We start from the raw sequence: 21,065 nt of genomic DNA on the forward strand, positions 1-21,065 counted from the left end.
ATGCTCGCATGACGGCGGATAGAGGGACTAAGCTATTGGCTATTGATTATTGGGTGAGCGTGATTTTGATGCCTTCCTCGGCCATGGCCTTGGCTGTAGCCGCGAACGTGCCCACCGGCGTGCCGTCCTTAATGCCCGTCAGAGCAGCCGTATTCGCGTCCCAATACTTCTCGACGCCGATCGGCGCGAACAAAATTTTGCCGGCCAGCTCGTTCATTTGGTCGACCTTCGCTTGGCCGAACATCTTGACGTTGTTGTCCGTCGCGACTTTCAGCTCGTTCTCGGACAGCATTTTGATGAAAGCGGCCGCGCCTTGCGGGTTTTTCGAAACCGTTGGAATCGACCAGCCGGACATGCCGCCTGGGCCAGCATCCTTCGTGCCCTTCGGACCTGTCGGAACCGGTACGAAATCAAGCTCGTAATCGCTCTTGAATACGGTGAAGCCGCCGAAGCCGTACTCGGCCGTCATCGCAAGCTTGCCGTTTTTGAACTCCGCGTTGAAGTAGTCGCCTTCCTTGTCCTTATCAATGAACTTATCCTTTAATAGCGCATCCTGCGTGAATTGCATCGCTTCCTTCACATTGTCGGACTCGTAATTCGAAGCGATCGTGCCATCCTCGTTGTACGAGAGCAGCGTCAGCCCATTGGAAGCAACCATCAACGCATAACCGGCATCCCACCAGCCGAAGCCGAATTGATCGCTCGCGCCATCGCCGTCCGTATCCTGCGTCATCTCCATCGCCGTGGAACGGAACGTCTCCCAGTTCCAGTTGCCTTCGCTGTACAGCTCCCCTGGCGACTTCACGCCGTTGTTGTCGAACAGCGTTTTGTTGTAGTAGATAACGATCGGAGCTGCGCCTACGCCTGCTGCATAAGGCTTGCCGCCGAACGTGAACGCCTTCGTAACGGATGCGTTCCAGAACGAATCCGTCATGTCCATGTATGAATCAAGCGGCTGAACGATTTTTTTGAGCGGATAGACAGGGAAGTTCTGATCGTTCGCTTGCGCAACGTCAACTTGATCGCCGGCGTTAACCATCGAGATGAGCGTCGACTTCTGGTCGCCCCAAGGAACGGCAATGACGTTTACCTTGCCGCCGTAAGCCTGTTCGAACTGCGGCACGGTTTCCCACACCGCGTCGTAAGCAGCCGGATTCGCCGCCTTATTTTCCTCGTATTGCTCCTTGGACGTATGATAAAGAATCGTAATATTGCCGTTATCGAGCTTTGGCGCTTCTTCTTTAGGCGCTTCCGTTGCCGCCGCTCCGTTGCCGCCGTTAGCAGTGGTATTTCCTTCGTTGTTAACCTTGCTGCCCCCGTTGCTGGCACAGCCGGACATGACCGTAACACTCATTACAACTGCAGCAAGCATAAGCGCGAACGATTTCCTATTAGTCATCATCTGAGTATTGCCTCCCCTTATTTGCGTTCGATAATTATTGCAAAACAACTGAGCGGACTAAACCATATCTCGCCTCGCATCGCCTCCCTTCATGCAGCTCCGTCATCCTACTTGACCGCAACATGCTCAATGCTGTCCGCGAAGTAACGCTGCGTCACCAAGTACAGAATGAACAGCGGCAGGATAGCAAGCAAAGCGCCGGCTTGGATCCGCGTTACGATAACGAGAGGATCGCTGATTGTCTGCACGTTCACGACGGACTGCAGATCGACGCGCAGCGACGACAGCGCGATGGCGAAGTTTTTCTTCATATTGCCGAGCAGCAGGTTCGACATATAGAATTCGTTCCAGTGCCAGACGAAGGAGAACAGAAATACCGTTATCATCGCGTTTTTGGCATTCGGAAGCATGACGCTGAAGAACGTTTTGAACGGGCCGCAGCCGTCCATATAAGCCGCATCCTCCAACTCGCCCGGCATTCCGGCGAAAAATTGGCGGAAGATGAAAATGTACAGCCCCGACCGCAGTCCCATCGCAAGCAGCGACGGCAGGAAGAAAGCGTTGTAGCTGCCGACGAGACTAATCGTTTCCGGTCCGCCGGTCATCATCGAGGTAAGCTTCATGATGCCGAAAGCATCGAAGTATTTCATATCCGCATAGAGCGGAAGAATGATTGTCTGAACCGGCACGACCAGCGTCATAATGACGAGCGTGAACAGCAGTCCCGAGAACCGGAACTTGAATCTGGCGAAGCCGTAGGCAACGAAGGCGCAGGACAACACGTCCAGCAGCCCGCAGCCGATGCCGATAATGACACTGTTCTGAAGCGCATCCCAGAAGTCCATAACGCGAAGCGCATCTGTGAAATTGCTCAGCGTGAGCGACTTCGGCAACCAGATGACGCTCGGGTCCATCGCTTCCTCGGGGCGGCGCAACGCCATGCTCAGCATATAGAGGAGCGGATACAGCAGCTGATAAGCCAGCGCCGCCAAGAGCGAGAAGCGAATGACGGACGTAAGCGTCTTCCTCGTCTTGTTCATAATCTTTTTATTCATGATTGCGTTCACATCTTGTTCCTCGCTTTCCGTTAATCCTGCATGTAGACAATGCGTTTCTTAAGCAGCATGTAGACGACGCCGAGGAACACGGCGATCAGCAGACAGTACAGCCATGCCAGCGCGCTGCTGTAGCCGAACCTGACCTGTGAAAAAGCCGTATTGTAGATCATCAGAATGACGCTGTTGCCGTAATCCGTGAACGTGTCGATGATCGTGTAGACGATATTGAGCAGCATCATCGGCATCAGCATCGGCAGCGTAATTTTCCAAAACTGCTCCCAAGGCCTCGCCCCTTCCACCTCCGATGCTTCGTACAAATAGCCGGGTATCGAGTGAAGGCCAGCCATAAACAACAGCACCTGCACGCCGGAGCGCCAAGTCAGATCGAAGATTCTGGCAATGACGTTGTTGAATACTTCGATAAGCTGCGCCCCTAAGCCAAGTTCCTGCAAAATGCCGTTAATGCCCGCTCCCGTGAACAAATAGACGCTTTCCGCCCCGCCCCGCATGCCTTGGGAGAACACGTCCTCCTTCAAAATTTGCATCAGCACGCCCGAAGCGATAATGACCGGAAGGAAGGAGACGGCTCGCATGAAGCCTCTTCCGCGGAATTTGTTTTTGAGCATCACGGCCACGAACAGGCTGTACACGAGAATGAGCGGAACGCCGTACAGCATGTTAACGAATGAATTCGTCGCCTCGCGAATGAACGCCGGATCCTGGAAAAGCGCATAGCGGAAATTATCTAGGCCGATAAAAGTGCCGGCCAGTCCCGTTGGCGTCATCTCCATGTTCTTGAACGAGTAGATAAGGGACGTGAATAAAGGCTTCGCGAAAAACAAGATAAAGCCGAGTATCCATGGCAAAACGAATAAATAGCCGTATAGCTGCTTTTTCTTCGTATAGGGCAATGCCCGTAGTTGTCTGATCATGCTTGCTTTCACCCCCTATCTTAAGAGATAACCAAGAGCCGGAATGCTGTCGGTGCCGACCCTCACGCTATTCTCGTTATAATTGACAACGACGCTCTTGCCGTTCTCGTACGTCGTGCGGAATACGCCGTCTTGAAGCTTCTCGTGATCGGAGATGGATAGTCCCATTACATCGCCAAGCGCTTCGTTCAATTGGTCATATTGTTCTATCATCTCATCGTAGAGAAGCTTGAACTCCGCGCTATATAGCGAGTCGTATTCCGTAGTGGCCAACAACGCCGAATCTCTGACGATTAGCTTGTAAGCCGGATAAGTCCCGGTCTCGATAAGCTTCAGCACATATTTCCGAGGGTTGCTTGAGAGATTGATAGGCTCGCTGTAAGCCGGTATGAGACCGCTTATCGCAATGCTGTAGAACGGAACCGATTCATCCTCGATGTCGAATCCGCTTGAGCTTAGCGGCACATCCGACAAGCGCTCTGCCGTAGGAAAGACGTAGGCGTTGGGTCGGTCGTACATGAAGCCCCCGCCTAGATTACTTTTGCCTTGCGCGAGCCCGGTCTCCCAATCGGCACCGGTCGCATTTTTCGGTTGCCCGTTCCGGCCAAAGTCGGAGTACAGCATCGAACCAATCGTCTGCAGCGAAACATGTTTCAATCCGTTCTTCTCTGCTGCCGAGGTGAACCTATCGATCGCTTCGGTTGCAGCGTTCGGCTTAAGCAAGTACCAGCGCTTCAGCTCCTTGTTCTTCGCGCTGTCGCTTAACCGGTATTCGTACTTAAGCACCGGCGCGCGGCTTATTCCTTTCGCGGCGTCCGAGAACTTGCTGAAGCCGTTGCCGCCTTCGAACAACCGGACCGGATCGACGACCGGATAGAAGGCTACTCCCATCTCCTCCAGCTCCTTCGCCAGTGATTTGAGCCCTTTGTCACCGCCAAGCTTTCCTTCCGCGTCAAGCGTTACCGGCACCTCGTCCTTCGCTCCGCCCGCCGTCCAGCCTTCGAGACGCAAGGAGAGACTGTCCACGCCTCCCGCCAGCAAGCGATCCGCCGCAGCTTTCGCATCCTTGAACGAGGTCAGCACTTCGACCGTGTTGTATGGGATACCGAGGAACGTCGCTTTCTTCTTCACGCCGCCTACAAAATCAACGAGCATTGGAAGCTTGCCTTCACCTTCGCCCTGCTCGGCGACAATCAGCTGCACACCTTGCTCCGACTGCAAGTAGCTGCGATATTTGACCGCCATTCCTGCGTAATTCGCGTCTTCTCCGCCTAGAAAATAGTATTTGACCTCAAAGTCGGTGCCCCCGGTCATCGATTGCGACGCGCGGGTGACCTGCTTCTCGTTCAAAGTCCCTTCCAGCAGCACGTTCGTTTCGAATTCCATCAGGCTTGCGTAGCTGTAGACATTGTTGTAGCTATTGTTCTTGCCGCCTGCTTCAGCCGTAATGCCTGCTTGATAAGCGCCTTTATGAATGACGGCAAGGAAAGCGGCCGCGGCCTTCTTCATGCCGAATACCGGCATTCGGATCGTTTCCTTGTCCTCGGTTTTGCTCGCGAGATCGAGCGCTTGATCCTGCCCGTAGACCCGCTCGCTATAGCTTCGATACATGCTTTTGTTGTTATTGAAGTTAATGAGAGCCCCGCTGCCGTCCGGAACGAATAGATACCCTTCGTCATCCGCACCGGCAGCGCCGAAGAAAGGCAGCAGGCTAATGCCGACGAGCTTGAACTTGCCGGACTGCTTAATTCCCTCCGACAGGATGGTTGCCGACATCGAATCATCGTTTAAGGTATACCGAACAGGAACGGTGAAGCCGGCCTTCGGAAATTCATATACAACCTCGATGCCGCCTTCTACCTTGGTCCATACCGGCGCCGCTTCCTTCACGCTGCCCGTGAAGCTGTTCAGCTGGAACGGCTTATTCTGATCATCTACATAATCGAGCAGCAGCTGCGACGACAGATCCATCTTCTTAGCGCCTTTGGCTGTCTGATCCGATTCCCTGTCCTGCGGATTGCTGGCCCATGATGCCCCCGATGCGTTATCGGTAACGATAATTTCCGCCGTAACCGGATTATAATCAAGCGTCAAATTGCCCTTCGCCGCTGCTCGGACGAATCCGCCGCCGGTCTGTAACGCTGGTGTAACTTCATCTGCCAATATGGTTGGCGCAAAGCCTCCGGCAGCTGACATTACAAGCAGCATCGCCGCCATAACGACTGTCATGATTCGTATTTTCATGCTGCCTCCCCTTCCCGTTCCGCCCGCTGCCTCATAAGCGGAACAGCCATTCGTTATAAATCGTATAGATGAACACGTACACCTGCTGGAACAACGTGTAGAACAGCATGACCAGGAAGACGGCGATCCCCATCGCGGCGAACGTAAGCGCGATCGACTGCAATGTCTTCACGGCTCCGTAATCATGGATAATGAGCAGGCCGATGAACATTAGAATCGCGCTCCAGATCATCGCCACCGTCGTCACATAGCCGAGAAACATCCCCTCTTCTTGCACGAGCGCCTTGCTGAGCAGCGTTGAGAGAATGATGGCCGCCACATAAGGGATCATGGCGTAGGCGCTGACGATGCCGATCTGCCTCGCCTTGCCCTCGCCGTCCATCCACGTCGCTACCGCCCAATTGCCGGCGACCCACAGTCCGTATAAAGCGATTGTTCTAGCCGCCATGATCCACACATTAAGCGCGCTTAGATCAACTCTGTTGAACGTATAACCGGTGCTTTGCCTTTGATAGATGGTCGCCAGGAAAAACACGGCAACGATAACAGCCGAGGCGATAAGTGAGCCTTTTCCTTCCTCCTTGACCGCATAGAAGCTGTCGAAAGGATGGAGCAAGCAGCGAAGCGGATTCAGCTTCTTGCCGCCGGAAGCGGTAAGCATGCTCATTGGATGACCCCCTTTCGTTTCTTGCTTCTCGCCGCCTTGACTCCCTTATAGCCGTAGTAGGCTGCGAACAGGGAGATGAATAGCGTCATAATGATCGGAAGATTGTCGCGCACCGTCTGCATTCGGATTTGCCCGAACGTATCGGAGTAGCCCGAGCGGTCCGTGCCTTGCTTGTAGTAGGAAAGCGCCTCATCGTACTTGCCTTCCTTCTCAAGCGCCTTCGCGATGCCGATATAAGCGATGCTGTTATTGGCGTTGCGCTTGGCTACCTCCCGCCAGACGTCTGCTGCTTCCTCGTATAGACCTTGGTTGTAAATGACCGTTGCCTTGCGAACGAGACTGCCGTACTCGGTCATCGCGAACCTTGTAATGTTGCGTTTCGCCGCGTCCAGAACGAGCACTTCGCCTCTCCAGTAGGACACGGCCGAAGGCTGAAGGAAGGTTCCCTTCTGATTGCCGAGCGAGCCGAATACCGCGACCGGGTTACCTTCCGAATCGTATTCGAAGATGCGTCCCCTCGTCCGGTCAAGGCCCGCGATAAAGCCGTCCGTGTCAGTGGCCAGGTCGAGGAAAGACGTATCCTGCTTCACGCCCTGCTTGAACGAGTATTCCTTATCGCCGAAATCCGAGCCGCCTTGCGCGCTGGCCAGTACGTTATTGCCGAGCGGATTCAGCTTCTTGATCTCTTCTCTCGAGTTTTTGGATATGATCGTCGTCGTGTAGACGAAGTTGTCGATCCCAATATCCAGATTGGAATATTCGATCGGAAGCAGCTTCATCATGGCCGACCTCTGCTCCTTGGACAGGATGTTCTTCCAGAACGTCTCCAGCACGACGGCCGGCGTCACTTCAACCTTATTGCTGCCGTAATAGCCGGTGAATCGGCCATTGCTGTCGAACTGCATCAAGCCGTAGAATTGCCCCTCGGATAGGACGTAAATCCGTCCCGCATTATCGGCGGCCACCTTCGTCGGCTTGAATTGGAAGCCTTCGGGAATGAGCGGATCGTTAGGCTTCTCGATCACGAGATCCACCTTGCCGTCCGCTCCCGCGCGGATAATGCGGCCGCCGTCTTTGTCCGCGATGTACATGACGCCTTCGCTGGATACGAACAGCCCGGTTGGCGCCGACAACGTCAGCTCTTTGCCGTCCCAGTCGAGCTTGTCGATCACCTCGATCAGCTCGAACTTATCGTTTAGCTTCACGATTCGTTTGTTGCCCGTGTCCGCAACATAGATCGCATTGCGACTATCGACGAACAGGTCCTGCGGCTCATTGAACGAGCCTGCCCCTACCTCAATGCCCGAATAGGTGCGTTCCGGCAAGTAGCTGGCCGGCGCCGCCTTCGACTTGTCCCATTCGTTGTACACGTATGACGGATAAGGCGCTTCGGCATGAACCGCCGTCGCCTGCGCCGCGGCGAGCAAGGGAATAAGCAACGCGGCAGCCAGCACCGTTTTTATTTTCATGGCGTAAGCTCGCCCCTTCCTTATTTGATCCCCGCGAAGGTCATCGTCTCGACAACCTTCCGTTGCAGCAGGATGAATACGATAATCGGCGGAATCATGAGAATGACTGCGGCGGCCGCACCGGCACCCATCCTTGCGATCGGGTCTCCGGCCATAATTTGCTCGAGCGCCATGCGGAACACCTTAAGCGATTCCCCGTAGATGAGCTCCTTCGGCGCATAATTCCACAGATTGATGAATTGAAAGATAACGACGGTCATAATCGCCGGCGTCGAGTTCGGCCAGATGATCGTGAAGAACGTTCGGAACTCGCTTGCCCCGTCGATCCGCGCAGCCTCCAGGATTGCGTCGGGCAGCTGCTCGATGAATTGCTTCATGAGGAATAACCCCAGCGATGCCCCGATCCATGGCAGGATGAGCGCAGCGTACGTATTCACGATGTTAAGCTGCGACATCAGCACGAATTGCGGGATGAACGTCACCTGCGGCACGAACATAAGCGCCATGACGATAATCGAGAACAATACATTTCGGCCCGGAAACTTATGTTTGGCCAACGGATAAGCGGCCATTGCCGCAAACAGCACATGAAGCGCCGTTCCGACGACCGATATGATCGCCGTGTTGAAAATATAGCGCGACAGCGGCACCCACATATTCGAAGCCAGCTGGAACAAGTCCGTAAAGTTGTCGAGCGTCGGCCTCATGACGACGAGTCGCGGCGGAAACTGCAGCAGCTCGTCGATCGGTTTAAGCGACGTAATGATTGCGAACAAGAACGGAAAAGCGGAAAATAAACCGAGAACCGCCACGAATCCGAATATCGCGATGTTGCCGGCAAGCGAGCGTCTTGCTTTCATGCCGGATTTTCTTCTGTGTATCTTGAACATGCAAGTCCTCCCGCGATCAGATTCCGACCTTATTCAATAGTTTCGTAACGAGCCGGTTCGTGAACACCATCAAGAAGAACAGCACGACCGCCATCGCGGACGCATACCCCATCTCGTAACGGATGCTGCCATAGTCCATAATGTGGGTCACCATCGTCTCGCCCGCATACTCCGTACTCGGAAAGCCGGCCAATTGAATCGATACGTCTGCGACGCTGAACGAAATGACGATTTGCATGACTGCCCCGAATATGAGCTGGGGAATCATCGACGGAAGCGTGATATACCACAGCTCTTGGAACCGATTTTTAATGCCGTCCATGACGCCCGCTTCGTACAAGCTGCGATCGACCGTCTGCAACCCCGCCACGAAAGCGAGGAAACTGATGCCAAGACTCATCCATAGCTGAACGACGATCAGGATGAGCAAAATATGCTCTTTATCGAGCAGCCATGCGACGGGATCGCTTATGACGCCGAGCCCCATTAACAGACCATTCAAGTAGCCATAAGCGTCCGGGCTGAAAATCAGCTTCCACATCGGGAATACCGACACCCCGATAATGGTCGGGATATAGAACACGGTCGTCGCGATCGAACGCAGCGTCTTGGACAAATCGTTGATCATCCAGGCGACCAGGAAGCTGAGCAGGTAGCTGACCGGTCCGGTGACGAAAGCGAAGAACAGCGTGTTCTTCACCGCGATGATGAAGATGTCGTCGTCGAGAAACAGCCGGACGTAGTTGTACCAGCCGACGAAGCGCGGCGGCTCGATCATGTTGTAGTAAGTAAAGCCGAGCACGATCGACAGAACGACCGGCAAGATGGTGAAGAGCAGAAAAAATATCATGTACGGCGTCATCAATAAGTAACTTTCCTTATGCCTGCCGATCGTCTGCAAGATTGAAGGTTTCATTGCTCCACCCCGAATTCATACCTTTTTCGTTTTATTTCCTCGTTGATATCCTTGTTCCAATAGAACAGGCTTTCTCTTGCGTTACCCTTCTGGAACACAACCTCGCGGAAAGCATTGTCGATATTGCGCGAGGTATAGTAACCCCCTGGAAGCTCGGGAATTTCTTCCACCTGCTTCCATTGCTCCGTTAGACTCGCCTGCTCAGAGCGGCTCCAGTTCGTACCGGGAAAAGCAAGCTGATTCGCCGGCAATCTCCGGCCGAGGATGCCCATTTCATTCTCCAGTTCGTTAGCGAACTCGGTCTGGATCTCGGGCTGGTTGAACCATTTCAGGAATGTCCATGCCGCATCCTTGTCCGCCGCATCCTTCAGAATAATAGCGGCAGTTCCGGTCGCCCCCGTCGAACGGTCTATGGAGCCGTCCTCGCGCTTCGTCCCCGGTATGGGAACCATCTCCCAAGTGCCGGCAATCTCAGGCGCTGCCGCCGCAAGTCTCGTATACAGCTTGTAGGTTGAGATCACGATCGGCATCTCCCCCGTCCGGAAGCGGTTGAAGTCATCTTTGTAGAGCGGATAATCGTATAAATTATAGAAGTCCGTCCATTGCTTGAAGGCGGCAAACGCCTGCGGCTCATTGAACCGCGTGCCGTCCTGCGCTTCGTTATAAATGCCGCTCCCGCCTTGCATCAGCAGCGTCGGGAACAGATTAAGCGAGCCTATGCCTTTGGTCAGAAGCTGGAAAGCATCCAAATTTTCATAAGGCAGGCCGATTTGCATATTGTTGTTTTGCAGAACCGGTGCGATCTTCAACAGCTCTTCCCAGGTCTGCGGCATCGCTATTCCCAGCTCCTCCAAAACGTCCTTTCGGTAGAACAGCATGAAAAACTCCTGATCATCCGGAATAGCGAAGTTTCTGCCCTCATATTGATAAGGCAAGAAAGCGGTGTCCGTATATTCCTTCTGAATGGCGCTGAATCCGTTCATCCCGTCGAGCGGCGTCAATGCCCCGCGTACGGCCAGATTCATCGCATCGCCGCGGCTTGTAAACAAGTTAATATCAGGGCCTTCGCCCGCCATAACGGCTGTTACAAGCGATGTTCCGACGAGGTTCAGATTAACGCTGATTCCGGTTTCCGGTATGAACGATTCGTCGATCAGCCGCTTCAGTACGTAAGCCTGGTCGCGGCCGAGTCCCGTCCACACTTGGATCGATCGGCCGCTGTCTCCGTCTCCTTGCATAGAGTCGTAATTTTGCAGGAAGGAGCCGACAAAGGCACGAATCTCATGGATGCCTTGCGCGACAAGGCCCGCTTCCGCTTTCGGCTTCTGCCGATCCTCCGAGGCAACGTATACGTAATCCATCTCAAGCGGCTGCTTCTTCACCGTAAGCATCCAATCAGCCAGCGCCGTAATGTTCGTTTTGTACGTTTCGAGCCGCTTCGGAATTTGATCGGGACGATCGATGAAGCTGTCCAGCTGCAATGCGAGCAGCCGCAGCGTTCGCGAGCCCGCGTTCTTCTGTCCCGACATCTGGTCAAGCCGGTCTGCTTCCCCCGTCATTCGTGTAGAAAGCGCTCCGAACTGCTCTAGCAATCCTGGAATACTCTTATCGATTTCGTAATCGCGGTACGCATCCGGATTCGTGCCTGTAATCATGACGATTTTGCGATACATTTGATTCAGATCGTAGATGATTTGCTGCACTTCGCCGATTGACGGAGCGACCTCTCCAAGCGTCACCTCGAGCTTCAGCTCATGCTCGCCTTTTTTCAAATAAAACAAATACGGATCGCCCGTCTCGTCACCCAGCTCCTTTACCTTCCACTTCAAGTCATAAGAGAATGGAACGGCGTTCAATTGCCGGAAAGGCACGCTTCCGTCGAGCATCACCTTGCGTGAAACGAAGCTGCCCTTTACTTTGTTCTGATGATAACGGAAGCCGATTTTGTACCAGCCATCCTCCGGCGCTTCGAACTTCCAGCTAATCCATTGGCCGGGCAGATCCCAATTGCTCCCGCCGATTGTATTGATCCGAAGCTCCGAAGGATGGTAAGGCGTCGTCAGAGGCGAGGTGCGGTCCGTCGTCGGATATAGTCCCGATGCCGACTTCGCGTATGCATGCTCCGCTTGAATCGTAATGAAGGCGTCCTCGCCTGCCTTGCCTGCCGTCCCAGCTCCTGCTCCTGCCGCAGAAGCCTGTTCCGCTTTGTAATCGGCATACGAAGGCAGCTCGGCAGCTATCTTCAACTGCACATAATCAACTGCTGCCGACTCCCTCACGTTCTCTAGACGTATCGTATGCTTGCCTTTCGAGAGCGCAAGCTTGAGCGGACCATCACTTGCTTCGCCCGGCTGCGCAACCGTCGTATGAAGCCAAACTCCGCCCTCCAGCTGCTTCGGACGAATCTCGTTGCCGCCGCTTTTCTTGAGAGGTCCAGGTTCGTCGTAGAACAATCGGTTCAGCTCGAGAGGCGTGTAAGCTTCGGATGTGGCTTTGCCGTCAACAATGAGTTGAAACTCGATCGGTTGACCATTGCCCTCAAGCGGGTAATAACCGACCGCCAATTCGTAGTCCGCTTCATCCGCTATGTCAACCGTCCACTCCAGCGTCTGTCCCTCTTTCCACTCGGCAACTTCGTTCCGTCCATTCCACTCGGAGAGGAGAGACGCGTTCGCGGACAGTCCGTCCATCCCGCTGGCTTGCAGCATGATGCCGTCCGCGGGACGCGGGGCATCCGCTAGCTTGTATGAAGCAGCAGACACTGCCGCTTCCTCTTTGTAAGACGCTGCCGCCGTCATTACCAACGTGACGATCAAGAGCGTGCACATCACCGTATAAAACATCCATGATTTCTTCATGAGAAGCCCCCGAATTCGTTTTTTCCTAACTTCGCCCGCTTGCTTTCGCGTGTCGATAGTCTACTGAATTGCTGCTGCATGAACACTATATCAAAATGTTTTCCGCGCGAATTTCACTATTCTTAGGTTTCGACTTTCAATGTTTTTGGGTCATCCGCAGACTTAGCGCAAACGGCGGTCGCCAACGTTTATCATTGGCTGTCACTGACTTTTGAATGGAATCCATCCATCCAAACCCGCCTAAGTGCAGAAAGGATGGATAGATTTTCTGACAAACGCAAAAAAAGCCCTGCCGCTCCAAAAACCGGACGCTTAACACCGGTAATGAAAGGCAAGGCTTTTTTGAGGGATTGACAACATTATCCTCTTGATACAAAATAATCTGAACTCAACTCATAGGAAGGTGCGTACTCAAAAATGTTTATTTTGCAATTATTGCGCATAATCGGTTATTTGGGAGCATTTCTATTCGGCGCTGCGTCCATCGGGTTATTGGACGACAACAACATTGCGGCTCTCGTTGTCGGCTTGCTTATCACGCTCGTATTCGCAGCGGTTATTTTTGTAACATCCAAAAAAATCAAAGGCATGAAAAAAGCGAGACTGGCAGAAATCGAGCGCAAAAAACCGAAGCCGTTCTGGCTTATCGTCATTATGAAGGATGAGAATGACGACATCGACGATGATCTGCTGGATTCGTTTTACGAATACGACAATGTCCGCGATTATTTCATGCTCACAATCGATGAGGCGCGAGAAGACGTATGGAGCTTTAACGTTGCTGCCTACCCCACTTACATTCTTGCAAATATCGACCCGACAGACCCGATCGGCGAGAATACCGCCGACATGCTGAACGCTCCGCTAATCAAAACAACCGATCCTTCGGCCATTCTCCGTTTCCTTGAACAAGAACGTAGGAGACATGATGAATGGCTCCGATTAAACCCGTAATTGTCTCTTGCTATTTCCCTTTGGAATGCCGCTCGCGGTATTCCTTCGGGCTCATTCCGTGAAACTTTTTGAACGACGTGCTGAAGTAGCTCGAACTCGATATACCGACAAGCATCGCGATATCAGTTAACTTCAAATCGCTGTCCAACAGCAGCGCTCCCGCCTTTTTCATACGCAGGCACGTCAAATATTCGCTGAAGTTAACGCCAACATGCTGCTTGAACAGGCCTGACAAATACGTTTCGTTCATATGGAACATGCCCGACAGCATTGTCAGCGTCAGCTCGTAGGCGAAGTTGTCGTCCACATACTTCCGAACGGATTCCACAACCGCCTGGCCGCCGCTGCTCCTCGACTTCATCGCTTCTTCCATGACAAGGCGCGCCAATTCCTCCAGCCTTCCCATAATGTCCTCGCGCGAATGAAAGTCGCCGATCGTCGTTTGGCAATCCCATAGTCTCTTCTGCAGCGCTGTTTCTCCAACCTCGACCTTCTTGGCAATGGAATGAAACAAGAGCAATATGCGGGACGCCATGAACGTGAACGAAAACATCGGCAGGTCGGCATGCCTCGGTATAATCTTCTCCATTAAAGCGGTATAAGTCTTATAGTCCCCGTTCTCTACCGCAACGGCAAGCTGTCTTTCCAGTTCCGGTGAAAAAGATGCGATCAACTGCCGAATTTGGCGCTCTCCCGCTGTATTCGTCCCGTGGATCGTGCTTTGGCTCCAGGAGAGCATGCTCGAGGAATAGCCGTTTTTGTATTCGCCAAAGCCGCGTACCGCTTCCCCGATGCCGATCACGCAATCCAGCCTTAAGTAATGCTTCAGGTGATGTCGCAGCTGCTTCATGAATCGTTCGGCCAATTCTCCCGCAGCGCCAGCTTCCGCTGCCAGCACGAGAAAATGAATCATCGTCGGACGGCTTGCGTCATAAAACGGATAGATCTCGTCGTATGCGCTTGCCGTCTCTCTGCATAGCATCTGGTAAGCGAGGTGCATCAGATCGGGATGCTCGCGATCCTCTCCCCATCTGCCTTCAGGCACTCTCATCTCCGCCGTGACGAACCGAACATAGCGACGCTCGTCGGCCAGCGAAGACATATGAAGCTGCTCCAGTCTTTCTCTAATCATCGACTGACCGAGGAACTGCTCCTTTACGAGCCTGAGCAGCAGCTGCTCCTGCAGCTCTTGGAGCTGCTGTTCGCGCTGCATTCGGTCGGCATAACGCAGCCTCTCGCCCGCTCGCTCCGTCTCGATCTCCGCTGCGAGCTTCGCTAGCAGCTCAGAGAGCTCCCTGCGCCCGACCGGCTTGAGTAAATAATCTTTGACTCCAGCTTGGATGGCTGCCTGCATATAGACGTAATCGGAATAACCCGACAATACGACGATTTTGAGCGACGGGTACAACCGCTTGCACGCATCGATAAGCGCAATACCGTCCATCTGCGGCATGCGAATATCGGTTAGAAGCACATCCGGCAGCGGCCTGTTCATCAGTAGCGCAAGCGCCTCTTCACCGTTGGAAGCTTCTGCATCAATTCGAAAACCTGCCGCCTGCCAATCAATCTTAGCTTTAATACTGCCTCGCACGCCAGCCTCATCGTCAACGATCATAATACGGTTCACGTCTGAATCACCCTCTTACCGCCGGCAGGCTGAGCCGAATGTCGGTTCCCTTGCCGCGTTCCGATTGTATCGTTGCCTCTAGCTGCTCTCCGTAATAGAGACGGCAGCGAGACAACACGTTGCGGAGACCGATACTGTCCCCTCCGCTGTTCAATATATCAACGCCATCCGTCTGGTGAAGCTCCGCCATCAGATGCCGGATCAGCTCGGCTTCCATTCCGATCCCGTTATCCGATACACGCAGCACAAGCCGCGATTCCTCCATTTTGACCGAAATCGCAATTCTCGCAACGCCGCCCTTCTCCAAGCTGTACTTAACGGCATTCTCTACAATTGGCTGCAAAATAAATTTGGCAATCATAAGCTGACCCGAAACGAGATCCTCTTCGATCTCGACCTGAAGACGCTCCTCGTACCTTAGCTGTAAAATAAACAAATAATCGCGAATGTAACTCATTTCCTCTTTAACCTTTACCAAATCGCTGTTTAAATTCAACGAATAACGCATCATCTGGCCAAGAGCCTCGGTTGCATCCATGACGACGTCATTGCGTTTCATAGCCGCCAGCCCTCCGATGATTTCTAGCGTATTATTAAAGAAATGCGGATTGATTTGCAGCAGCAGCGCCTTATACTCTGCGTTTTTGCGGCGCAGATTCGTCTCGAACTCCGTCTCGATCAAATAACGAAGCCGGTTCGTCATGCTTTCGAATATGCGCGTTACATAGCCGACCTCGCTGTGGCCGGTCCGGACAGACGGCATCATCGTCAGCGCTTGCGCAAACTCGCCGCGCTCTACATGCTTCATGGCTCTAGCCATTCTTGTCAAAGGCCTTGTAATACCCGATGACAGCCAATAGGCGACCAATATGATGAGCAGCAGCAGAATAAGGCTGACGAGCAGCATCGTTCGGCGGATTTGCTCGATTTTTACGAATAGCTCGCTCTCGGGAACCTCGCCAATGACGTACCAATTTTGCGCTTCGAAATAACGATAGAACAGCAAATGTGTTTCTCCGCTGCTCGTAATCGAGAAAAATCCATTATCTTTGCTTTGTGCGGGCGACAGAACGCGTTGAATACGCGCGAGTCCTTCCTTTAGGATGGATTCCCGGTCTGATGGGAGTTGTTGATCTAAGATAACGCTTCCGTCAGCGGCCAGCAAATAGGCGCGTCCCGACTTTCCGAATTGGATTTTATCAATCGCGTCCCTCAATACGGAGGTCGGATAATTGACTTTGACAAAGCCTGATTTCGTGAACGATTGCAATTGGACGAGCGGAAGCAAATAACTGTTCACCAGCCGTGACGTCATGATCACATCCGCCTGATCGGGATCGGAGTGGGCCTTTGTCCAGCGTACATCCGATTCCCCGAACCGCTTGTACCACTCCTGCTCCAAGTAAGTCCGGTCCTGTGCCCATATTCCGCCGCCATAATCGGAGAAAACGCCAATCGAGATGCCGCTGGAATTGTTGATGGAATAAGAAGCTACGAATTCGACGAGCTTTTGCTTCGCGATCATCCTCTCTTCAATCGTGCTATCCTGACTCATCTGCGCCGTTATCCACTCCTGCGTCACGCGGTTGCTCATGACCTGATTGCCGATTTCCTCGATCTGCGTCATCGACGTATGGACATGCGAGCTGAACTGCTCAATGGTTTGCCCCGTTGATGTTTCAATCGAAGCACGGATGAGTTTTGCCGACTCTTCGGTGAGCAGGAAGACAAGTAGGGTGAACGGCACGATCAGCAGCAGCGAGAACGCCGCCATAAGTCGTGATCGCAATGAGAAAAACATAAGCAGCGCCCCACCTTTCGAATTGAATCTGAGTTATTGCATTAGAGACTCGGAGTCTGTATACGCTTTGTCGATCATATCGATCGCGTCTTGAACGGCCTCATCCAAATCCCGTTTCTCCAGCGTCACTTCCTCGAACATGTTTTTGACAGCCTCCGACACTTGCGGGAACACCGGCGTTATCGGCCGCGGACGGCCATATTTCTGATTCTGGGTTACGAAAATATTTTTCGGATATTCGTTCAGCTCGCTGAACTCCTTGGCGACCGAGTATCTCGCTGGTATGTCATGCGTTATGCCACTGTAAATTTTAAGCCCTTCGTAGCTGGTCATCCAGTTAATGAACAGCCACGCCTCATCGGGATACTTCGTTTTGGAGGATATGCCAAGCGCCCAGCTTCCGTTCGCTACCGCTTGCCGCGTGCCTTTCGGAAGCGGCGCAACGTCGAAGTCTTCGCCCAGCTTGAAGTCGGGATACTTCTCGGCCATATAGGTAAGCGACCATGTGCCGTCAATCGTAATGCCGAGCTTGTGGTTAGGGAATGCATCGACAGGATATTCGAAAGCGGCCACCTTGGAAACCGTGAACAGGTCGCGGTAGAAGGCAATCGCTTTCTTCGTTGCCTGCGAATCCAAGTACCCTTTCGAGCTCGTCCCCTCCGGGTTCATAACCTCGCCACCGAATTGCCAAATGATCGGATACTTGAAATAGGCGGTAGCTCCCGCGTTTTGGAAACCTTGCGCAGGGTCGATGCCATAGATGCCCCTAGACGGATCATTAATTCGGATGGCAGCGTCCAGCACCTGCTCCCACGTCCATGCCTCATCCGGATCACGTGAAGGCAGCGGCAAACCCGCTTCTTCGAACATTTTTTTATTATAAAACATCGCAATCGACGACTCCGTCATCGGTGCCAAATAAATATCATCTTTATACTTGTACCCTTCGATCGTCGTTTGCGGAATATCATCCAAATGTCCGTCCTTCTTAAAAGACTCCGTTAACGGCAATAAAGCTCCTGCCTCTGCGTATGACGCCAAATTAGGCGCGTCGATCGCCATCACATCGGGCGGCTTACCCGCCGCGACCGACGTACGAAGCTTCGTATCGTAATCGCTGTACGGGAATGGTGTCATCTGAATGCGAATCGTCGGATGCTGATCCATAAATGCTGCGATGAGCTTCTCGTAAGCCATGTTTTCGGCGCTGTTACCCGAGTTACGCCAAAAAGTAAGCGTCACCATTTCTTGGTAAGGAATCGAATCGTTTGCGTTCTCGGGTCCGATATTCGCTTTCCCGTTATTGTTTGCAGCACAACCTGCAGCAACCAATACCACAACAACGAAGAAGACAACAAATTGCGTTAGCCGCATGCCTCCTTGCATCCCGCTATCCCCTTCCATGAATCTTGGATTCTATTTCTAATCCTTATAGGATAAACGACGTATCCAAAAATATCTTTTTATTTTTTCTGATCTTTCTTTTAAATATTCTCTGATCCAGCAGGCGGCCTTAAATAAACAACGGCAGCCCTGGACAAGATAATCATGTCCCAGACTGCCGTTTTTCTTAATTATAAGCTAGTTCTTTCTCGCTTAGTCCAAGCGCTTTTGCGGTAGAAGTATGAACCTCTTTCAGAAGCTCCGGATTTTTCAACAGCGACTGGCCGTAAGAAGGAATCATTTCCTTAATCTTAGGTTCCCATTCTTTCTTATGCTGCGGGAAACATTTGTTAATGACCTCGAGCATGACATGTACAGCGGTCGAAGCACCTGGCGAAGCGCCAAGCAAAGCAGCAACCGAACCATCACCGGCAGTAATAACCTCGGTACCGAATTGAAGCGTGCCTTTGCCGCCAGCTTCCGTATCCTTAATCACTTGAACACGCTGACCGGCTACGACCAAATCCCAATCCTCGATTCTCGCGTTAGGGATAAACTCGCGCAGCTCTTCCATGCGCTTTTCTTTCGACAACATCACTTGCTCGATCAAGTATTTGGTCAACGACATGTTCTTGGCGCCTGCCGCGAGCATGGTGACGAGATTATCCGGTTTGACGGAAGTCACTAGGTCGAACATTGAACCCGTCTTCAGGAACTTAGGCGAGAAGCCGGCAAACGGTCCGAACAGCAACGACTTTTTGTTGTCGATAAACCGGGTGTCCAAATGCGGGACGGACATTGGAGGAGCTCCTACCTTCGCTTTGCCATAAACCTTCGCATGATGCTGTGCAACAACCTCTGGATTTTTGCACACCATGAATATACCGCTGACTGGGAAACCGCCAATATGTTTTCCTTCAGGGATGCCGGATTTTTGCAGCAAATGCAGGCTGCCTCCACCGCCTCCGATGAAGACGAACTTAGCAGCATGGTTCTCAACGTTGCCCTTGCTGTTGCGAACTTTCAGTTTCCACGAGCCGTCAGAGGCACGCTTCATATTAGAGACGCTATGATTGTATTTAATCTCAACGTTTTTGCTTTTCAAGTGATTGAACAACATGCGCGTCAAAGCGCCAAAATTGACATCCGTACCCGTGTCGATTTTGGTCGCCGCTATAGGTTCATTCGATGAACGATCTTTTATAATAAGCGGGATCCATTCCATCAATTTCTTAGGGTCATCGGAAAACTCCATACCCTTAAACAGAGGATTTTTGGTCATCGCTTCATAACGTTTTTTAAGAAAAGCAACATTCTTCTCACCCAGCACCATACTCATATGAGGCAAAGGCATAATGAAGTCCTGCGGATTGCCGATCAGATTGCTGTTGACGAGATAAGACCAGAACTGCATGGAAAGCTGAAACTGCTCATTAATGTTGATAGCCTTGCTAATATCTACAGAACCGTCCTGCTTCTCAGACGTGTAGTTAAGCTCGCACAGCGCCGCGTGCCCCGTACCTGCATTATTCCATTCGTTGGAACTTTCCTCACCCGCGCTCTCGAGCTTCTCGAACACTTTAATATTCCATTCCGGTACTAGTTCTTTCAGAAGTGTCCCTAAAGTCGCACTCATGATTCCGGCGCCAATTAAGATGACGTCTGTTTTCGTTTCTCCGTTGCTCATTTTTACCATCCTTATATCCTAAAATTTACAGAAAGGATGTAGCGAACCTGCTTAAGCGCAGCACAATAAGCGAGCAAGCCAGGACGCGACCTAGTCACACATCTTTTCTGAATCTACAATTATTAATCTATTATAGTGTATCACTAATAGTCATAGATTTAAATAATCGTACATTTCCATGAACCTTTTTTTCGGCTATTTTGCCTAGCCAATTTAAGGATGCCATCCTTTATTATCCTATGCGGCTCGTGAGCTCAATGTTTCCTTGCTAACGAATCCATAAGCCAACCCGCGATATGGTCAATCTTGTTCTTATTTCCATCCGTATTGTTCAACACAAGGTCGCAATGGGACAATGCGCTGATTTCCTTCTCGAATGAACCGAGACGCTCGTTAACCTCCCTGGCGCTATGACCGCGAGCTTCAAGTCGGCGCGCACATTCATGGCGTTCCGCTTTCACACCTATTAGAAGCACCTTGTCGCTGTATAGCTGTTTGATTCTTTTTGCGCCGGCTTCATCCAAAATAACCGATCTGCGTTCCGAATTCCGGATGATTTCTTCAATTAACTGCGTCGGTGTACCATATAGGTTTTCATGGTACTTAGTCATTTCGATCATTTGACCTTGCTCGTAAAGGTTTTGCATTTCTGCTTCTGTTTTGAAAAAGTAATCGACTCCGTCCACCTCGCCGGCGCGTGGCGAGCGAGATGTCCAGGTTACAATGCGCTGAAGTCCCAGCATGGACTGAATGGTGCTTTTGCCAGAAGCGCTTGGCCCCTGAAGAACTACTAATGATAGATTCATAATGTTTGAACAACCTTTTCATATGAGATTCCAAAATATCGATACTTAATAATAACCTGTTGTATCTCTTCGTCATGATTAATTGTAATACCATAAATCTTATCCCGATCTGAAGCCGTTCCATTATTGACTTTGTTTAATTGCGATTGTGGATCCGAATTTTCACAACTATAGGCTTATTATTGCTGTTAACAAGTACTTCTTCAATATTAATCTTTGCAAGACGACTCTTATTCCCGACTCCAACTATTAAAATGTGCTATTCCATGGATGATCCAATAGTTTCAGCTACTAATTAGATATGATATCAATTTATATGATTTTTCACACAAGACCAGTTAAACAAGATGTACATTGTCACAACTTATACG

At 51.8% G+C, this 21,065-nt stretch carries 15 protein-coding genes; 1 reads left to right on the forward strand and 14 read right to left on the reverse strand.

Annotated elements, in window-relative coordinates:
* Positions 1-46: 46 nt before the first annotated feature.
* The 9 genes from AB4Z33_RS22595 to AB4Z33_RS22635 all read right to left on the reverse strand — a co-directional run bounded on the left by AB4Z33_RS22595 (position 47) and on the right by AB4Z33_RS22635 (position 12,436).
* Complete coding sequence (locus AB4Z33_RS22595) at positions 47-1,402, reverse strand: ABC transporter substrate-binding protein (protein ID WP_442052048.1); 1,356 nt, start codon at positions 1,400-1,402, stop codon at positions 47-49.
* 107 nt (positions 1,403-1,509) lie between these two features.
* Complete coding sequence (locus tag AB4Z33_RS22600) at positions 1,510-2,457, reverse strand: carbohydrate ABC transporter permease (protein ID WP_442052049.1); 948 nt, start codon at positions 2,455-2,457, stop codon at positions 1,510-1,512.
* Positions 2,458-2,489: 32 nt separating this feature from the next.
* Positions 2,490-3,392 carry a carbohydrate ABC transporter permease gene (locus AB4Z33_RS22605; RefSeq protein WP_442052050.1) on the reverse strand — a complete coding sequence of 301 codons (903 nt, stop codon included), beginning with the start codon at positions 3,390-3,392 and terminating at the stop codon, positions 2,490-2,492.
* A gap of 15 nt (positions 3,393-3,407) precedes the next feature.
* Positions 3,408-5,636: a DUF5696 domain-containing protein gene (locus tag AB4Z33_RS22610; protein ID WP_442052051.1), complete on the reverse strand. Its 2,229-nt coding sequence runs from the start codon at positions 5,634-5,636 to the stop codon at positions 3,408-3,410.
* 31 nt (positions 5,637-5,667) lie between these two features.
* A complete protein-coding gene (locus tag AB4Z33_RS22615; RefSeq protein WP_442052052.1) occupies positions 5,668-6,303 on the reverse strand; it encodes a Yip1 family protein in 636 nt (211 codons plus the stop codon).
* On the reverse strand, positions 6,300-7,772 hold the full coding sequence (locus AB4Z33_RS22620) for a hypothetical protein (RefSeq protein WP_442052053.1): 1,473 nt from the start codon (positions 7,770-7,772) through the stop codon (positions 6,300-6,302). The genes AB4Z33_RS22615 and AB4Z33_RS22620 overlap by 4 nt, the downstream gene beginning before the upstream one ends.
* A gap of 20 nt (positions 7,773-7,792) precedes the next feature.
* Positions 7,793-8,662: a carbohydrate ABC transporter permease gene (locus AB4Z33_RS22625; RefSeq protein WP_442052054.1), complete on the reverse strand. Its 870-nt coding sequence runs from the start codon at positions 8,660-8,662 to the stop codon at positions 7,793-7,795.
* A gap of 16 nt (positions 8,663-8,678) precedes the next feature.
* On the reverse strand, positions 8,679-9,578 hold the full coding sequence (locus AB4Z33_RS22630) for a carbohydrate ABC transporter permease (protein WP_442052055.1): 900 nt from the start codon (positions 9,576-9,578) through the stop codon (positions 8,679-8,681).
* Entirely contained in the window at positions 9,575-12,436 is a 2,862-nt protein-coding gene (locus AB4Z33_RS22635) for an extracellular solute-binding protein (protein ID WP_442052056.1), read from the reverse strand. Before AB4Z33_RS22635 ends, AB4Z33_RS22630 begins: the two co-directional genes overlap by 4 nt.
* Before the next feature lie 417 nt (positions 12,437-12,853).
* On the opposite strand from AB4Z33_RS22635, the gene AB4Z33_RS22640 reads away from it, so the two are divergent.
* Complete coding sequence (locus AB4Z33_RS22640; protein WP_442052057.1) at positions 12,854-13,390, forward strand: hypothetical protein; 537 nt, start codon at positions 12,854-12,856, stop codon at positions 13,388-13,390.
* 10 nt (positions 13,391-13,400) lie between these two features.
* Here the strand turns inward: AB4Z33_RS22640 and AB4Z33_RS22645 are convergent, their stop codons facing one another.
* The 5 genes from AB4Z33_RS22645 to AB4Z33_RS22665 form a co-directional block, all read right to left on the reverse strand.
* Positions 13,401-15,017, reverse strand: a complete 1,617-nt coding sequence (locus AB4Z33_RS22645) for a response regulator transcription factor (protein ID WP_442052058.1) — start codon at positions 15,015-15,017, stop codon at positions 13,401-13,403.
* A 7-nt stretch (positions 15,018-15,024) separates the two neighbouring features.
* Positions 15,025-16,791 carry a cache domain-containing sensor histidine kinase gene (locus AB4Z33_RS22650; RefSeq protein ID WP_442052059.1) on the reverse strand — a complete coding sequence of 589 codons (1,767 nt, stop codon included), beginning with the start codon at positions 16,789-16,791 and terminating at the stop codon, positions 15,025-15,027.
* Between the two features lie 60 nt (positions 16,792-16,851).
* Positions 16,852-18,204, reverse strand: a complete 1,353-nt coding sequence (locus AB4Z33_RS22655; protein WP_442052060.1) for an ABC transporter substrate-binding protein — start codon at positions 18,202-18,204, stop codon at positions 16,852-16,854.
* Between the two features lie 184 nt (positions 18,205-18,388).
* A complete protein-coding gene (locus AB4Z33_RS22660; protein WP_442052061.1) occupies positions 18,389-19,888 on the reverse strand; it encodes a malate:quinone oxidoreductase in 1,500 nt (499 codons plus the stop codon).
* Positions 19,889-20,142: 254 nt separating this feature from the next.
* Positions 20,143-20,694, reverse strand: a complete 552-nt coding sequence (locus tag AB4Z33_RS22665; RefSeq protein WP_442052062.1) for a guanylate kinase — start codon at positions 20,692-20,694, stop codon at positions 20,143-20,145.
* Positions 20,695-21,065: the final 371 nt, after the last annotated feature.

Source organism: Paenibacillus sp. 2TAB19 (assembly GCF_052115185.1).
GTDB lineage: Bacteria > Bacillota > Bacilli > Paenibacillales > Paenibacillaceae > Pristimantibacillus.

What these genes read in the sequence shown, in the direction of transcription:
- AB4Z33_RS22595 (WP_442052048.1), bottom strand. Translation starts at nt 1,402, where the DNA reads ATGATGACTAATAGGAAATCGTTCGCGCTTATGCTTGCTGCAGTTGTA.
- AB4Z33_RS22600 (WP_442052049.1), bottom strand. Translation starts at nt 2,457, where the DNA reads ATGAATAAAAAGATTATGAACAAGACGAGGAAGACGCTTACGTCCGTC.
- AB4Z33_RS22605 (WP_442052050.1), bottom strand. Translation starts at nt 3,392, where the DNA reads ATGATCAGACAACTACGGGCATTGCCCTATACGAAGAAAAAGCAGCTA.
- AB4Z33_RS22610 (WP_442052051.1), bottom strand. Translation starts at nt 5,636, where the DNA reads ATGAAAATACGAATCATGACAGTCGTTATGGCGGCGATGCTGCTTGTA.
- AB4Z33_RS22615 (WP_442052052.1), bottom strand. Translation starts at nt 6,303, where the DNA reads ATGAGCATGCTTACCGCTTCCGGCGGCAAGAAGCTGAATCCGCTTCGC.
- AB4Z33_RS22620 (WP_442052053.1), bottom strand. Translation starts at nt 7,772, where the DNA reads ATGAAAATAAAAACGGTGCTGGCTGCCGCGTTGCTTATTCCCTTGCTC.
- AB4Z33_RS22625 (WP_442052054.1), bottom strand. Translation starts at nt 8,662, where the DNA reads ATGTTCAAGATACACAGAAGAAAATCCGGCATGAAAGCAAGACGCTCG.
- AB4Z33_RS22630 (WP_442052055.1), bottom strand. Translation starts at nt 9,578, where the DNA reads ATGAAACCTTCAATCTTGCAGACGATCGGCAGGCATAAGGAAAGTTAC.
- AB4Z33_RS22635 (WP_442052056.1), bottom strand. Translation starts at nt 12,436, where the DNA reads ATGAAGAAATCATGGATGTTTTATACGGTGATGTGCACGCTCTTGATC.
- AB4Z33_RS22640 (WP_442052057.1), top strand. Translation starts at nt 12,854, where the DNA reads ATGTTTATTTTGCAATTATTGCGCATAATCGGTTATTTGGGAGCATTT.
- AB4Z33_RS22650 (WP_442052059.1), bottom strand. Translation starts at nt 16,791, where the DNA reads ATGGCGGCGTTCTCGCTGCTGCTGATCGTGCCGTTCACCCTACTTGTC.
- AB4Z33_RS22655 (WP_442052060.1), bottom strand. Translation starts at nt 18,204, where the DNA reads ATGCAAGGAGGCATGCGGCTAACGCAATTTGTTGTCTTCTTCGTTGTT.
- AB4Z33_RS22660 (WP_442052061.1), bottom strand. Translation starts at nt 19,888, where the DNA reads ATGAGCAACGGAGAAACGAAAACAGACGTCATCTTAATTGGCGCCGGA.
- AB4Z33_RS22665 (WP_442052062.1), bottom strand. Translation starts at nt 20,694, where the DNA reads ATGAATCTATCATTAGTAGTTCTTCAGGGGCCAAGCGCTTCTGGCAAA.